We start from the raw sequence: 14,376 nt of genomic DNA on the forward strand, positions 1-14,376 counted from the left end.
CTGCCGCCGGTAGGTCCGGTTCCCGCGGATGACGAGTGGCCGCGATGTAGGTAAGGTTGGCGCCGATGACCAGCATGGAAGCGCGCTTGGGTGACGCGACCCGCAGCGTGCCGCTCCCCAACCCGTGGAACCTGACCGTCTACCTGGCCGCGGTGGCCGCGCACCGCGGCCGCTCGATCAGCCTGCACCCCGTTCCGAAGGCGATGCTGGCCGACACGGGCTGTGGCGGCGGCGGTCTATGGGTAGCGCGCAAGCACGACGACATCATCGTGTACGACGCCGCGGCGACCGGCCGCAACGCCGATCACGTCATCCTGCACGAAATCGGTCACATGCTGCTGGGGCATCACAAAGACGCGGAGCGCGGCGATTCGCTGCCGCCCGCGCTGGCCGCCATCCTGCCCTCGATCTCGCCGCACTCCGTCGAACATGTCCTCGGCCGTGCCGAATTCGGCGTCGACCGCGAGCGGGAAGCGGAAGTGTTCGCCGACATGACCATGGTCTACTCGACGTTGCCGCGCCGGCGCTCTCGGTCGTTCCGGCTGTTCGGCCGGGGCAAGTAGCTACCAGCGGTCGTAGCGCCCCTCGGGTAGTCGCCTGGCGCCGGTGCGCAGGTCATCGACGAGATCCTGGTAGCCGTCCGCCAATTCGTCGATCCGGACCCAGGCGTCGTAGAAGACGGCGTCGGGCGCGTGGGCGAGGGCGACGAACACCTGCGCGGCGAGCATGGCCAGCCGGTCCACCATTCTGCCGACGGTCTCGGTGTGTTCGGGCGCGGCGGGACGCGGGATCGGCGCCGCCAAGGTGACCCAGCGGTCGATGCCGCGCACCAATTGCGCCCGTCGGCGGTCGAGTTTGTCGCATCGGCTGTGCGGCGTGCGTTCGCGAGTCTGGTGCAGCTGAGCCAATTCCCCGGCCGCCTCCAGCATCGGGTGGTCTATGTGCGGCAGGCCGCGAAATGCCGCCAGCAGCAGCTCTTTTCCGGGTATCGCCCGATCCTCGGACGCCTGATTCACCCTCAGCACCCCCATTCCGACCAGGGTGGACGCGGTGTGATCGCGTCCTCGATGCCTTGTCACGCCGGTGTTCCGGCACTGCCCGAACATCCACATGTGCCTAGCGTGACCCAGACCGGCTTCCCGCGCGTCCATTTCACGCGGTTCCGCTCACACGACACGCCCATCAACCGGATTTCCGGAGCCCACGCGCGAGCCACAAGCCCCGGCAAACATCCAGTGACCTCGCTTTTTCCAAAGACACATCCCAATTTCCGACGACTACTCCCAGCCCAGTCGACACGCCAGCCAACCTCCGGCGAGTCGGGCAAACGCCGCTTGATGGGCGCGCAGGCGCGGCGAACGCGGCGGCCCCGACTTGCGGCAGGCGGCCGCCGGGTACCCGGCGAGCGCGCAGCCCCGGGTTCGGTGAGTACCGAACCCACGGGTGCGCAGTTCTTGTCATGTCCTGGTGGACTGCGAGGGTGGCGGTTTGACGACGCCGACGAGCGAACCCGCGTTCATGGCGTAACTCTGGGTCTGCAGACGATCGCCGGAATTGCCTTCGATGGTGTTGATCCGGCCGGTTCGGGGGTCCACGGATTCCACGATTCCCACATGGTCGGGGGTTCCATCGCCCTCCCAGTCGAAGATGATCATGTCCCCTTTTTGGGCATTCGCGATGTTCGCCGCCAATCCCATGTGCTTGGCGTCGTTCCAGATGGTGGGCACGTAGTTCGGGTTGGTCCAGTCGACGTTGTAACCGGCCTTTTCCCAGACCCAAGTGGAGAAGGCCGCGCACCATGCGTCGTTGATGTTGTAGGGGGCCTTGTAGGGTTTGCCATCCACGAAGAAAACCGGAACATTGTCGCCGCCGCGTTCGGTAACACCGAGATCCAGCTGTTCCCGGGCCTTCGCGACAATATCGTCCCTGGTTCCGTTACCGGGTTTCCAGCTGGCACTGCTCGCGGTCGGCGCCCACGGAGCCAGGTTCCTGGCATCCGGCGCGTTACCGTAGGGGTTGCGGGGTAGGTCCGGCATCATTTCGTAGATATTCTTGGCATCCCTTTGCATGCCGCTGTCCGCGTCCTCGATCGTGTCGTGCACACGGTCCACGGCCTCCAGGATCAGGCGCAGCAACCGGACTTCTTCGGCGGCGGCCAGGTGCACGCTGTCATCGGGCAGTTGGGTCAGTTGATGCGCCCCGCCGAGCTCGGCTTTGAGCCCGTCCACGATCTCTATCACGTCCTGGAACGCCTTGTTCGACGTGTCGAAACTCGCGATGGCGCTTGCCTTGACACCGTCGTTCTGCGATCGCAGTTGCGCTGCCTTGTCCACGATCATGCCGCGCTTGTCGTCGTAGTTTCCGGTCATCGCCGACGATTTCGGGGCGAGCTGCTGGGCGCCGTCCTTGGTGAGCTCGCGCCCTTCCGCGCTGAGCAGATTGTTGTCTGCCAGCCAAGCGATCATGTCCGGCTGCCCGCCGTCCCAACCGGACGCGAACAGCACGATCGAACGCTGCATGTATTCTTCCGCCGCCTCGACGACCGCTATGAGACCGGCACTGGCGTAGGCGGGAGGGTCGAGATTGATCTCGATGTCTTGGAAGGTTGTGGTCATGCACGCCCTCCACCCGGTGCGGCTCCCACAGCCGGTCTCCGCGCGCCGACAAACAGCATCCGTAACCTCGCTCGCCCATGACCGCCGGACGCCGTGGCGGCATACTCTCTATGCACCACCGAGTATCGGACATTCCCACCATTAGTAACTCGCATCATCCGCCCGTCATTCGAGCGCCGAGCGACAGCTAGCTACCACGCGGCCATCGGGTTGATCAAGACGCCGTAACCGGCACGGCAGGCCACAGGTTCGCGTAGCGCAGCGCCACATGGCGGGAAAGCACCAGCTCCGCGATCGGCGCAGCCTGCCGAGCCGTTCAGGAGGTGGGTTCTCGCTCGTCGAGATAGTCCTGACCGCCGACATATGTGGTGTGTCCGGGATCGGCCTGGCTGGTGGTGGCCAGCGCGACCGCTGTGGCGAACTCCGTGACAGTGGGCAAGGTGCCCTGGTCACGGCGAGCGGTGACGGCGTCGGGATTTCGGCGCTGGAGAAGTTGCACGATAATCGTGCCGTCGATCATGTCGCCGGAGACGACGTGCAAGCTGATGCCGCGGGCGCTGAGTTCCGGGATCATGGCGCGCAATGCGTCCTCGCCCGCGCGTTTGCTCGCGGCGATGGGCTCGTATTCGGCCGGGACCGGCTTGCGCCCGTGGAAGTGCGCTTGATGACTGGTCACGAAGACGATGCGAGAGCCGGAGGGCATGTGCGGCACGGCGAGTCGCACCAGCCGTTCCTGCGCGTCGCGGTTGAGCGCCATCGCGTAGCCGGGCTCGGCGTGCCGTTCGAGACCGCCGGAGGCGTTGAGCACCAGCACGTCCAGGCGACCGAACTCCTCGGCTATTCCGGCGATCAGCGCGCTCGCGGAATCCGCGTCGGCGATGTCGGCGCCCGCCGTCGACGCGGCGCCGCCCGCCTGCCGGATCGAGTCGGCCAGACGCTCGGCTCGCCTGGCCTTCTCGCGGTAGTTGATCACCACATGGTCGCCGCGCGCCGCGAGCACCCGTGCGGTCTCCGCGCCGATACCGCGGGACGCGCCCGTGATCAGGACGATTCGCCGTCCGGTCGTGTCGTCCACCGTCACCCTTTCGATCGCGCCAGGCGAAGCCCAGGCCTCCGCTTCTATTTCAGAATCACTATGCTGGTTCTAAATGAGAAGCGCAAACGAACCCAAACCGCCGCGGGGCCGCGACGACCCGGCGAACGCGCCGCTGCTGGCCACCATGGACCTCCTCGGCCAACGCTGGATGCTGCGCATCCTGTGGGAACTGGAGCCCGACCGCCTCGGCTTCCTCGAACTGCGCCGCCGCATGGGCAACTGCTCGTCGAGCATGCTCTCGGTGCGACTGCAACACCTGCAATCCGCGGGACTGATCGCGAAGAATCCCGACAAGTCGTACGAATTGACCACCGCGGGGATCGAACTCGGCGCGGCGCTGCGCCCGATCTGGGACTGGTCGCGCCGCTGGCGCGTAACCCCCACCGACCCGCAGGCCGACTGAACAACCGGCAAGGCGAGGCGACGCCGAAGCTCCGTTTGACCTTCGAGTTGGTTGAGACTCCATGATGGCCGGGTGGCGAGTTCGGAATCGGCAGGGTTGATCACGATCGGCGTGCTGGCACGGGCCAGCGGGCTCACGGCGAGCGCGCTGCGGTTCTACGACGACTGCGGCCTGCTCGTCCCGGCTCGGGTCGACCCGCTGACCGGATACCGCTATTACACCGAGGCGCAGCGCGGACGGGCGACGCTCATCCGGCAGCTGCGCGCGATCGACCTGCCGCTCGAGACGATCGCGGAGATCCTCTCCGGCGACGCCGGGCGGGCACGGGACCTACTCGACCGTCACGTGGGCGAACTCGCGCGGCGCGCGAGCGAGGCGGCCCGCGTCGCCGCGCTGGTCAAGCGGTCACTCGGGCCGCATGTGGCGGTCTCCGCGGCGATCCTGGCCCAGGCACTCGAGCAGGTCCGCACCGCCGTGGCACGCACCCGCGAGATCCCGGTGCTGGCGGGCGTTCTGCTGGAAGCGGGCGGAAACGCGCTGACTGTCACGGCAACCGATCGCTACCGCCTGTCCACTCGCACCGTGGTGGCCACCAGACAGCACGGCGGCGGCTGGTCCCGTGTGCTCGCCCCGGACGGGCTCGGCGCGATCACCGCCTGGTTGCGCACCGTGGACGAGGTCGTCGCCACGCCGAGCGAAGACGGATTGGTCCTGGCCGGGGACGGCACCGAGCGTCGATCCGTTGTCATCGATGAGCCCTTCCCGGATCACCGCGTCGTGCTGTCCAGGCTCGGACCGCCAAGCACCAGGGTGATCACTGCTCGCCGCTGCCTGCTTTCCCTGCTCGAAAGCACTACCGGCACAGTGCGATTCGACATCGACGCGACCGGCGTCGAGGTGTCGGCCGGTGCTGCGGCGCATCGCCTTCCCGCCACCGTCACGGGTTCCGCTATCACCTTGTCGTTCGACCCCGCGACGCTGCTGCCCGCCGTGCATACCGCGCTCGGCCCCGACCTGATGCTCGACATCACCGGCAGAGATCAGCCGGTGGTCCTGCGATCCGCCACCGACGGCGACCTCACCACGCTGGCAATGCCCACCCGATCCGCCGACAAGCACGTCCGCTCGGGGCGAGGCCGATAGGACCGACCATGCCACCGGCCAGAGCATGGCCGCCTCCGCATGCATCTCCCCCCAGCCCGGACGCTGGCGATCGCTACCCCACCAGCCGATCGGCCCCACCGTCTCACCCACACTCCATCCGCCAACCCATAGGAGTTCCGATGAGCACCCCTGACCAGACCATGGCCGCCATCACCGACGCGGTCGCGCTGGGTCGCGAGGGCCGTCCGGATGACGCGCGCGACGCTTTGCTCACCCTGTGGTCCTCGCTCGGGCCGCAGGGCGACGCGTTGCATCGCTGTACTCTCGCGCACTATCTGGCCGACCTGTACGACGATGCCGCCGAGGCGCTCACCTGGGACATTCGAGCGTTGGACGCCGCCGACAGCCTCACGGACGAGCGCGCCAGGAGCCATGACGCGGCGCTGCGGGTGGCGGGCTTCTATCCGTCGCTGCATCTCAACCTCGCCGACGATTACCGCAGGCTCGGCTCGTTCACGGCCGCGCAGCGCGAGATCGACGCCGCCCGCGACCGTCTGCACGCCCTCTGCGACGACGGCTACGGCACCTTGATCCGCACGGCGGTGGAAGAGGTCGAGGTGGCTATTCGAGAGCGGCGCACCGAACGCCGGGCGTCCGCACCGACTGGGGGCCGCTAACGCGGCAGCGGCCCGCGCCGGATGACGCGGGCCGCTGCGACCGGGTCTACTTCAAGCGGAGCTTGCCGAACAGGCCGTCCTTCTCATCGTCGGGTCCCGCGGTGAAGTACAGCGAGTCGGCGTCGCCGAGGCTCTCGCCGTTGCCGAACATCAGCGCCCACAGACCTTCGATCGCCACCGGCTTGCCGTCGGCGTCGCGCAGGTAATCGGCGAACTTGCCGGTGGCGTCGTCGTAGGCGAGCACGTGGCCGGCGCCGCCGAAATTGCCGACCAGCAGCTTGCCGCTGAGCGGGCCGAAGCCCTCCGGCGCGACGGTCACCGCCCACGGCGCGTTCAGGCGCTTGCCGTCGTCGAGGATGCGCACCAGCTTGCCGTCGGCGTCGAACTCGGCGAGCTTGCCCTTGTCCGGTTTGCCGCCCGCGGCCTGCTCCTGATCCTTGTCCAGCGAATCCTCTTCACCGGCATCGAATTTGCTCGGGTCTTCTTCGTCCGGCTGAGTGGTGGCGTAGGCGACGAACACGCGGTTGCCGATCGTCGAGATGTTGAACGGCGCGGGGTCGCCCGGCTTGGCCTTCTTACCTTTCTCCGGCGCGGCCGGGTCGATCGCCTCACCGGTGGCGAACGGGTTGGCGAAGCCGGTGGTGGGAATCAGCTGCCAGTTCTTGTCGAACGTCCGGACCTGCGGGTCGGCGCCGAAATCGGCGGCGAGCAGCTTGTCCCCGGATGGGGTCAGCGCGATGCCGAAGAACTGCATGCCCTGCGGCTGGCCGTCGAAGACCAGGTTGGCCGGGCCGTCGTGCCGCACGATCCGGCCCTCGAAGCCCTGCTCGGTCCACGCCGAGATCTTGCCCGAGTCGGTGGCGAAGATGAACCGCGCCGACCCGTTCAGCGGACCGCCTTCCGCCTCGACCGGCTGGTCGCGCACGACGAACAGGTCGGAGGTGATCGGCGCCGGGTTGAACACGACGCCGGTGGTCTTGCCCACGCTGTTGTCCGAGGTGTCGGCGTCGGCGCCGGGAACGGTGACGATCTTCAGCCCGTCCTGGAACAGCTTCTGCACCTTCTCGTCCGGCGACTTGGTGACGTCACCGACGAACTGGAACGACTTGCCGCCCGCGCCCACCCAGAAGTGCCCGCCCGCACCCTTGGGGCGGTCGGCGAGCCCCCAGGCGTTCACCAGGTCGGGGAAGGTGAACTGCGCCTTGGCGTTGTTGGCGGCGAGATTGGTCTGGACATACTTGTTGCCGTCCAGAGCGGGCACCTCGTCGGACTTCGAGTCCGAGCAGGCGGCCGCGACGAGCAGCGCGGCGCCCAGCGCCGACGCGCGCAGCAGACCGCTTCTGTCCCGCGATCGGGGCGCACCACCGCGCCGCGACTCATTCCAACGTCCGTTCAACTTCCTGTTTCCTTTCCGGCAACGCGCCACCTGGCGCTAAGGTGACCCTAACCTTAGCGTGGCGTAATTCGGGGAGTATACGAGCAGTGCCCGGAGTACGGGTCTAGTCTGTTCGCCGTGGTCGAACCCCAGCCCTCCATCGCTCCGCATCCTGATATCGCCCCGCTCGCTCCACTGCTCGGCACGTGGCGCGGCAACGGCCAGGGTGAATACCCGACCATCCAGCCCTTCGGCTACGTCGAGGAAGTTCGGTTCGGCCACCTCGGCCGCCCCTTCCTCACCTACCGGCAGAAGACCCGCGCCACCGATGACGGCAGGCCGCTGCACGCCGAAACCGGCTATCTGCGCTGCCCGCGTCCCGACCGTGTCGAGCTGATCCTCGCCCACCCCACCGGGATCACCGAAATCTGCGAGGGCTCGCTCACCGTCGACGACGGCACCCTGCGCCTGGAACTGGACTCCACCGGCCTCGGCCGCAGCAGCACCGCGAAACTGGTGACCGCCCTCGGCCGCTCCATCCGCCTCTCCGGCGACACCATCGACTACACCCTGCGCATGGCGGCGGTCGGCGAGCCGTTGCAGCACCACCTCGCCGCCACGTTGCGACGGGACTGACGGGCAGGGTTGTTCATTCCGCGTCGAGAACCTTGCGGGCGCGGCGGTAGTTCTCGTTACGTTCCGAGCTCCCGTTGTCGCCGCCGTTGACCGCTCTCGTGATCGCCCCGATGTCGGATTCATCGGCCAGATCGTTCAGATTCCGCGAATCCCAATACCAGGCCGCCGTGGCGAAGGCGTACTTCGGGTCGGCGGCGAGTTCGGGCTTCCCGACGAAGTCGACTTCGAGGGCCTCGCCCGCCGCCCGATAGTTGTTGCGGCCGGTCAGCTGCATGGCGCCCCGACCGCGGAAGCGAGCACCGTCGCCGGACCGGCTGTTTCCCAGGGTCGGCCCTACGCTGGAGTGCGGACCGTAGTTCCTGTTGAAGTATGCCGCGTCACCATATTCGGTGAGGGTTTTCAGATCGTCGGTTTCCACCCCGATCTGCGCGAGGAAGGCAGCCACACGCTTCGGTGTCTCTATCCCGTGATCACGCATCGCCTGGTTGAGGTAGGGCAGATACTTCCGTAGTGTGCCCTGGGCCGTCTCGGGAAAGATCTTCTCGAGTTGCTCCAGGGTCAGGGGTCCCATGTTTCCGGCCCGTTCGGAGTTGTTCCCGACGACAGCCGCGAATTCTTTTTCCACATGCAGGATCGTCGAGACCACTTCGGTCAGTATGGACTTCTCTTCGATCGGCGTCGGTTTCAGCGATCTCACGGAAACAACCAGACCGGCCGCGCGCAGTACCAACCCGAGACGTCCCGCCTCGTCACGGATTTTCTTCGCCAATCCGAGGTTGTCATTCGCGGTATCCCCTACTTTGCCGGAGATCTCTTTGTTCCGCTTCTTCAGATCGCCGGTCAGCTTCGCTATTTTTCCCGATTTTCTGTTGTACTGCGTGGTCACCACGGATTTGTTCGCCACATCGTAGAGGTCGGCATCGTCGAGCAGGGCGATCACATCGGGCATCTCGGATGCGTCTCCGGCGCCCAGTTGGTCGAGCATCAAGCGAAATACGGCGCGAGCGAACTCGATCGAGTGCCGCAGTGTGGCCGATGCTCCCGGCGGGGGGACGAGACTCTCGATCTGCTCGCGTGCGTCCGCCACAGTCGACGATGTCGATGGCGGGCTGGAGTCCCGCCCGGTCCCTTTCGGGGGCAACAGGCCATACTTCGCCGTCCCCCAGCGGTCGTCGAGGACCGGATCGTACTGGGACATGGCCGGAATTCTCGCATGCAGGATCTCCTCGGAGATAGCACTCGAAAGGAGACCCTGCGGTCCAGTTAGAACGCGTTCGGTAAGCGGCGGCGCCCGGTGGTGAGCTCGGTGGCGAGATCCTCGTAGGCGAGGGCCAATTCGGCCAGGCGCTCCCAGGCGAACCACAGGTCCCATTCGGCGTCGGCGGCCAGGGCCGCGTAGGCGGTGGCGCTGAGGTGGGCCAGGCGGTCGATCACCGAACCCAGGGATTCGGTGTGCAGGTAGGCGCCGCAGCGCGCGGAGGGCAAGCGGTGGTCGGCCCAGCGGTCGATTTCCCGGACCAGGCGGGCGCGGGACTCATCGATATCGGGCACCGCGCCCTGGTTCGCGTCGAGTCGGCGAGCGTGCAGGTCGGCCAGTGCGCGGGCGCGCAGCAGCACCGGGTGGTCCGGTGGCGGCTCGCCTTCCCGGCAGGCTTGCAGCAGTTGACTTCTCGACGGCAGGACATCGTTCACGGCCGCGCCTCGCTCGGGCTCGGCTCCACCGGGCGTGACTGTGCACTGTGGTGTCGGGTCACGCGTTGACGCATCCTCACGGCCGCCCCTCCCTGGGATTCGGCTCAGCCGTGCGTGGTTGCGCGCTGCCTTCTCGGATCACTCGGTGACGCTCACTCGCGACGTTCCGGGCCGCACAGGCCAGGACGCAATGCACGATCACCGAACCGGATGGGCGGAAGGTGTCGCGGGGTGCCACCACCCAGCGGCGAAAACCGCCGTTCGCGTCGGCGGGCGACGGTAGCGCAATCTCGCTGCCGAACGGCACGACCGAGACATCGAGCCGGAACAGGGCCCGGAACAATCGCGTGTCGTCGGGGAGATCAGGTCGGCACAAGAAAGTCCAGCGGCGCGAATGGATATGCGCGACAACCGGCCCCAACGGGCGACCTCGCAAAAGCATGTCGTCTCGCACCCATTGCCCCAGCCGGTCGGGCATCGTGATCCCGCCGACCACACCCGCCCGCACGACGATCCGCCCGATCTCCGGGTGTATCCCGGCGGGCAGGCCACAGGTACGGCGGTAAAACGCGCAGCGGGACGCGGGTGTATCCGCGAATGCCGCATGGTTCATTCGCCAGCCTCGATTCAATTGGTCCGATGAGAGCAAATGCCCGATCGCTGGACCTTGAACCGTTGTCGCGGTTAAGGTTTCAGCACTTCTTCGATGGGACCGGGCGCGTTCAGTAGAGCACCGGATATTGCAGGGCGGGAACGTAATCAGTTGTGGAATCGGGCGGAAACCGCCCAGGTTCCAAGGACCCCCGCCAAAAGGTTCCAGTAAGCAACCTGGCCAGTAGTTTGGCTACGAAAGGATCGTCGTGTCTTCAACAGGTTCCAGCCTCCCCCGCCGCATGCTCGGCCGTCAGTTGCGCGAACTGCGGATCAAGTCGGGCGTCAGCGCCGAAGCCGCCCGTAAGGCTCTCGACGTGGGCAAACAGACGCTGTGGCGGATGGAGACCGGGCAATCGGTCCGCCTGTATCCGCTGTTCATCGAGCGGCTGTGCAAGCTGTACAAGGCGTCCGACGAACAGACCGCCATCCTGCTCGACTTGGTCGAGGAGACCAAGCACACGGAGTGGTGGTACCACTACGACGACGCCATCCCGAAGGGGTTCAGCCATTATGTTGGATTGGAGGCAGCGGCCCGCCGTGTCTTCTCCTACCAAACGACCCTTCTCCCCGGGCTACTGCAAACCAACGAATATCGGCGGGCACTGATCTGGGTCGACTACCCCACGATGCCCGGGCCGGAAGTCGAACGACGCATCGAGGTGTTCACCCGACGAAAGGCCCGCTTGGACAGCGACTCCGACCCGCTGAGTCTCAACGTGATCATCGATGAATCTGCTTTGCGGCGGCCGATCGGTGGTCGATCGGTCATGGGTGATCAGGTTGCGCACCTGGCCAGAGTCAGCGAGCACTCGAACATTTCGGTGTTGGTGGTTCCCCTCGAGTCCGAGGCCTACCCGGGCCTGCGTGTCGGCCCGTTCGTGATGCTCGAGTTCCCCAAGCACCCGACCGCGCATCTGACCGAGCCGCCGATCATCTACATGCAGGGCTTCACCGGTGACCTGTATCTTGAGAAGCCGGAAGAGGTAAGGGGATACCGACATGCGTGGGCCGACATCGAGCGATCGGCACTCGATGAGGCGCACAGCCGATCCCTTCTCCGCAAGATCGCAAAGGAGTACGCCGAGTGAACCTCGATCTATCCGCTGCCTCCTGGTTCAAGAGCAGCTACAGCAGCTCCGACAAGGAATGCGTCGAGGTTGCGTTTCTTGGCAGCGGCTTCGTGGGCGTGCGCGATTCGAAGGAGCCGACCGGCCCGGCTCTCCTGTTCACACCCGGCGAGTGGGACGCGTTCACTACCAGTATTACCAGCGGCGAACTACACCGGCCACAGCCCTGACCAAACCGCTCGGCGACCGACCCCGGACCCTCCCTCGCGGCAGGTTCGGGGCACTCGCTTGAACTAGTGCCCCGTCCAGATAGCTTCACTGGTATTCGAGTTCGGTGACGCGGCGAGGTTAGTCGAATGGCGGTGCGACACGCCGTGGCCAGCCGCCTTTCGACTACCTTCGCGGACTTGTCCATACCGGCGGTTACAACAGAAGCTATCTGGACGAGGCACTAGCGGCTTCAGGACGGGCGATCCACCTCCGGTCGCTTGCACCCGGAGAAACCCACCGGTAGCGTTGATCTTCGCTAAAGGGGGGCGGAGGAGCCGGTCCGGCCCCTGGCAGGGCCAGAGACACCGGTGTGCAAGGGGAACCCAATGACATCAGGGCGGAGTTCGCGGCGACGCACCATCCTCGCCGTCGGTGCCGCACTCGTGCTGGCAGGGTGCGGCTCCTCGAACACCGGCGATGCCCGGCCCACCGCTGGCGCCTCAGCAAGTCCTAGCATTGCCCCCGACGTACCCAGCGGCTACGACCCGTGCACCGACATCCCGCAGAGCGTGCTCGATTCCGAGAACCTGCGCAGTAAAGACAAAGAGGACTCCAACGCATCAGGGGGAGTCAAGTGGCGTGGTTGCGCATGGGTGCAGACCGATGGATACGCGCCCGCCATAACCACGACAAACCTCACCATTGACATGGTGCGGGACAAGAAGTTCGCAGATGCCCGCGAGTACACCATCGGCGGTCGCCGCGCGATCTCTACGCGGCAGGTCGAAGAACACCCCGACGCCGTGTGCACGATCAACGTGGAGATGAAGGGCGGAAGCCTCGAAATCTTCCTCAGCAATCCTCCGTCGAATCGTAAGACCGGCCATCTCGACACCTGCGCGCTTGCGAAGACCTTGGCGGAGAAGGTAGTGCCGACGCTGCCTGCCACTGTTTGAATACGCTGAGAGATCAGAACTCGCCGGGAGGGAGCAGCACATGGGTGACGACAACGCGCAGCCGCCTCGGCCGATGGCGAACATCTTGAACGCGGCGCAGGAGGGGAAGCTAGGTATCCGGATGTCCGCAGAGGACTTCATCTACATAGACCGTGATTGCGAGTATTTCAAAGACGCGATTCGAAAGGTCCAGAGGTCCATGGACCTTGTGTCGCGGCAGGAGCACTGGGGCTTGGGCGAGAGCAACGGCGATATGGTCTCGGCACGGACCCTGGTCGATAGACTCAGGAAGAAGGCCCGCGGAGCCGAAGACCGCAACAGCGTCCATCAGATCATGGAAGAGCACTTCCGCATCGTCGAGGACATCCAAGCGGTACATCGAATCGTCAGAGACCGAATGATGCAGGTGGACAACAAGTTTGCCGCAGATATCAACAGGCTGAGTACCACACTGCCCGAGCGACCGCCTGTCGGACTCCGGTTCGGACCGTATGCGCTCCCGGACGGAACAAACAAATGAGCGGCTACGAGAACACGCGCATCCCGAACGGCGGCGAGCACCCCGACAGCTGGGAACACTCTCGGATCAACGAAACGTTTCAGCCGCTCAATCCAACCGACGCGTTCACCCAAGCCGACGTGTATTGGAAGGCCCGCACCCAGTGGGAGCAAGGCGTGGAGACGTTCGCCCGCTCCATCCAGACCTCGATCGCCCAAGCCTGGTCGGGACCGGCCGCGGAGCAGTCCAAGAACGCGATCGAGAAATACACGAGCGAAGCGCAGAACCTCACCAACTCCCTGGAGGAGCTGTACTGCCGCGTCCGCGACGCCGCGACCGCGATCGAGAATACGAAGAAGGCGCTCCCGGACACCGTCCACTACTCATGGACCGAGCGCGTCTTCCACCCGAGCCGCTGGAGTCTGTCGCGCGAGCAATCCGAGGCCGAGCAGACCGCGCGGGCCGCGATGAAGCAGTTCTACGTGCAGCCGTTCAGCGAGATGGACGGCAAGATTCCGGTGCTGCCCACGCCGGTCGGTCCGACCGCGTCGGTGGACATTCCGGCTCCCCCGCCGGGCGGATACCAGAGCAGCGACAACGGCGGTCCCAACTCGACCAGCCGGGGCAATAATCCCGGCACCACCGACTCGGGTGTCCCCGGTGACAAGGACGGCGACGGCAAGCCCGATGAACCGGGCACCCAGGAGCCGAAATCTGCCGACCAGTCGTCGCAGGAGCAGCAGTCCACCGACACGACACCGGCCAACACATCGACCACGCCCGCTGGCGTGGATCCCACGATGAACCCGAGCACGACAACGGACCCCACCAAAACCGTGCCGACCGGTACCGGAACCCCGCACACCCCAGGCTCACCCGGCGTACCGGGAAACCCTGGCACACCGAACCAGCCGCAACCGGGACGCAGCATCCCCGGCACGCCGGGAACGCCGACCCCCTCGGCGAAGCCCGCGGCCGCCGCGGCGACCGCCGGCGCACGCGGAACATCGGGGCTCCCCGGCATGATGTCACCCGGCGCGCGCGGCGGCGGCAAGGACGACGAGTCCGAGCACAAGACCCCGGACTACCTGATCAATCAGGACAATACCGACGAATTGCTCGGCGAGCTCCCGAAGACGCTGCCCGGCGGCGTCATCGGCGGCCAGACCCCGGACTGAGCGTGCCACCGGACGACGCCTTCGACGGTCTCGAGAATCCGGGTATACGCCACCATCGGTCGGATACTCGCGGACGATTCGAGCGGCCCGGCCCGCGATCCTCTCGTGAATCCGGCCCCACGCCACCCTCCGCCGGATACTCGCGGACGATCGAGTTGCACGTCACCGATCACCTCGCCAATCCGGGTACCGCAACCCTCGGGTCGGATACTCG

17 protein-coding genes are annotated in these 14,376 nt (G+C 66.1%); 10 read left to right on the plus strand and 7 right to left on the minus strand.

The window, feature by feature from the left end:
• Nucleotides 1-65: 65 nt before the first annotated feature.
• A complete protein-coding gene (locus ON34_RS17520; protein ID WP_040780575.1) occupies nt 66-563 on the plus strand; it encodes a hypothetical protein in 498 nt (165 codons plus the stop codon).
• On the opposite strand, the gene ON34_RS17525 is transcribed toward ON34_RS17520, so the two are convergent.
• The 3 genes from ON34_RS17525 to ON34_RS17535 all read right to left on the minus strand — a co-directional run bounded on the left by ON34_RS17525 (nt 564) and on the right by ON34_RS17535 (nt 3,690).
• Nucleotides 564-1,031, minus strand: coding sequence for a DUF4254 domain-containing protein (locus tag ON34_RS17525; RefSeq protein ID WP_063821697.1), 468 nt, complete (start codon nt 1,029-1,031; stop codon nt 564-566). It abuts the gene before it with no gap.
• 426 nt (nt 1,032-1,457) lie between these two features.
• Nucleotides 1,458-2,615 carry a C40 family peptidase gene (locus ON34_RS17530; protein ID WP_040780577.1) on the minus strand — a complete coding sequence of 386 codons (1,158 nt, stop codon included), beginning with the start codon at nt 2,613-2,615 and terminating at the stop codon, nt 1,458-1,460.
• Nucleotides 2,616-2,931: 316 nt separating this feature from the next.
• On the minus strand, nt 2,932-3,690 hold the full coding sequence (locus ON34_RS17535; RefSeq protein ID WP_040780610.1) for an SDR family oxidoreductase: 759 nt from the start codon (nt 3,688-3,690) through the stop codon (nt 2,932-2,934).
• Between the two features lie 73 nt (nt 3,691-3,763).
• Between ON34_RS17535 and ON34_RS17540 the strand changes: the two genes are divergently transcribed.
• The 3 genes from ON34_RS17540 to ON34_RS17550 all read left to right on the plus strand — a co-directional run bounded on the left by ON34_RS17540 (nt 3,764) and on the right by ON34_RS17550 (nt 5,895).
• A complete protein-coding gene (locus ON34_RS17540; RefSeq protein ID WP_040780579.1) occupies nt 3,764-4,114 on the plus strand; it encodes a winged helix-turn-helix transcriptional regulator in 351 nt (116 codons plus the stop codon).
• A gap of 72 nt (nt 4,115-4,186) precedes the next feature.
• The gene (locus ON34_RS17545; protein ID WP_040780581.1) at nt 4,187-5,257 is read left to right on the plus strand and encodes a DNA polymerase III subunit beta family protein; all 1,071 of its coding nucleotides are present in this window, start codon (nt 4,187-4,189) and stop codon (nt 5,255-5,257) included.
• Nucleotides 5,258-5,397: 140 nt separating this feature from the next.
• Nucleotides 5,398-5,895, plus strand: a complete 498-nt coding sequence (locus ON34_RS17550; protein WP_040780583.1) for a hypothetical protein — start codon at nt 5,398-5,400, stop codon at nt 5,893-5,895.
• Nucleotides 5,896-5,941: 46 nt separating this feature from the next.
• Here ON34_RS17550 and ON34_RS17555 read toward each other — a convergent pair whose 3' ends face one another.
• On the minus strand, nt 5,942-7,291 hold the full coding sequence (locus ON34_RS17555) for a TIGR03118 family protein (protein WP_373291937.1): 1,350 nt from the start codon (nt 7,289-7,291) through the stop codon (nt 5,942-5,944).
• A gap of 117 nt (nt 7,292-7,408) precedes the next feature.
• Between ON34_RS17555 and ON34_RS17560 the strand changes: the two genes are divergently transcribed.
• The gene (locus ON34_RS17560) at nt 7,409-7,906 is read left to right on the plus strand and encodes a peroxynitrite isomerase (protein ID WP_040780585.1); all 498 of its coding nucleotides are present in this window, start codon (nt 7,409-7,411) and stop codon (nt 7,904-7,906) included.
• Nucleotides 7,907-7,919: 13 nt separating this feature from the next.
• Here ON34_RS17560 and ON34_RS34695 read toward each other — a convergent pair whose 3' ends face one another.
• The 3 genes from ON34_RS34695 to ON34_RS17575 all read right to left on the minus strand — a co-directional run bounded on the left by ON34_RS34695 (nt 7,920) and on the right by ON34_RS17575 (nt 10,076).
• Nucleotides 7,920-8,891: a glycoside hydrolase family 19 protein gene (locus tag ON34_RS34695; RefSeq protein ID WP_218003903.1), complete on the minus strand. Its 972-nt coding sequence runs from the start codon at nt 8,889-8,891 to the stop codon at nt 7,920-7,922.
• A gap of 278 nt (nt 8,892-9,169) precedes the next feature.
• Nucleotides 9,170-9,598, minus strand: a complete 429-nt coding sequence (locus ON34_RS17570; RefSeq protein ID WP_040780586.1) for a DUF4254 domain-containing protein — start codon at nt 9,596-9,598, stop codon at nt 9,170-9,172.
• A gap of 76 nt (nt 9,599-9,674) precedes the next feature.
• Nucleotides 9,675-10,076, minus strand: a complete 402-nt coding sequence (locus tag ON34_RS17575) for a hypothetical protein (protein ID WP_174372050.1) — start codon at nt 10,074-10,076, stop codon at nt 9,675-9,677.
• Nucleotides 10,077-10,458: 382 nt separating this feature from the next.
• Here ON34_RS17575 and ON34_RS17580 point away from each other — a divergent pair, with 382 nt between their 5' ends.
• The 5 genes from ON34_RS17580 (at nt 10,459) to ON34_RS17600 (ending at nt 14,162) form a co-directional block, all read left to right on the plus strand.
• A complete protein-coding gene (locus ON34_RS17580) occupies nt 10,459-11,340 on the plus strand; it encodes a helix-turn-helix domain-containing protein (protein ID WP_040780588.1) in 882 nt (293 codons plus the stop codon).
• Nucleotides 11,337-11,549, plus strand: coding sequence for a DUF397 domain-containing protein (locus tag ON34_RS17585; protein ID WP_040780590.1), 213 nt, complete (start codon nt 11,337-11,339; stop codon nt 11,547-11,549). Before ON34_RS17580 ends, ON34_RS17585 begins: the two co-directional genes overlap by 4 nt.
• Nucleotides 11,550-11,915: 366 nt before the next feature.
• On the plus strand, nt 11,916-12,485 hold the full coding sequence (locus ON34_RS17590) for a DUF3558 domain-containing protein (RefSeq protein ID WP_040780592.1): 570 nt from the start codon (nt 11,916-11,918) through the stop codon (nt 12,483-12,485).
• A 40-nt stretch (nt 12,486-12,525) separates the two neighbouring features.
• Entirely contained in the window at nt 12,526-13,005 is a 480-nt protein-coding gene (locus tag ON34_RS17595) for a hypothetical protein (protein WP_040780593.1), read from the plus strand.
• On the plus strand, nt 13,002-14,162 hold the full coding sequence (locus tag ON34_RS17600) for a WXG100 family type VII secretion target (RefSeq protein WP_040780594.1): 1,161 nt from the start codon (nt 13,002-13,004) through the stop codon (nt 14,160-14,162). The genes ON34_RS17595 and ON34_RS17600 overlap by 4 nt, the downstream gene beginning before the upstream one ends.
• The last annotated feature ends 214 nt before the right edge of the window (nt 14,163-14,376 follow it).

Source organism: Nocardia pneumoniae NBRC 100136 (assembly GCF_000308755.1).
Lineage (GTDB): Bacteria > Actinomycetota > Actinomycetes > Mycobacteriales > Mycobacteriaceae > Nocardia > Nocardia pneumoniae.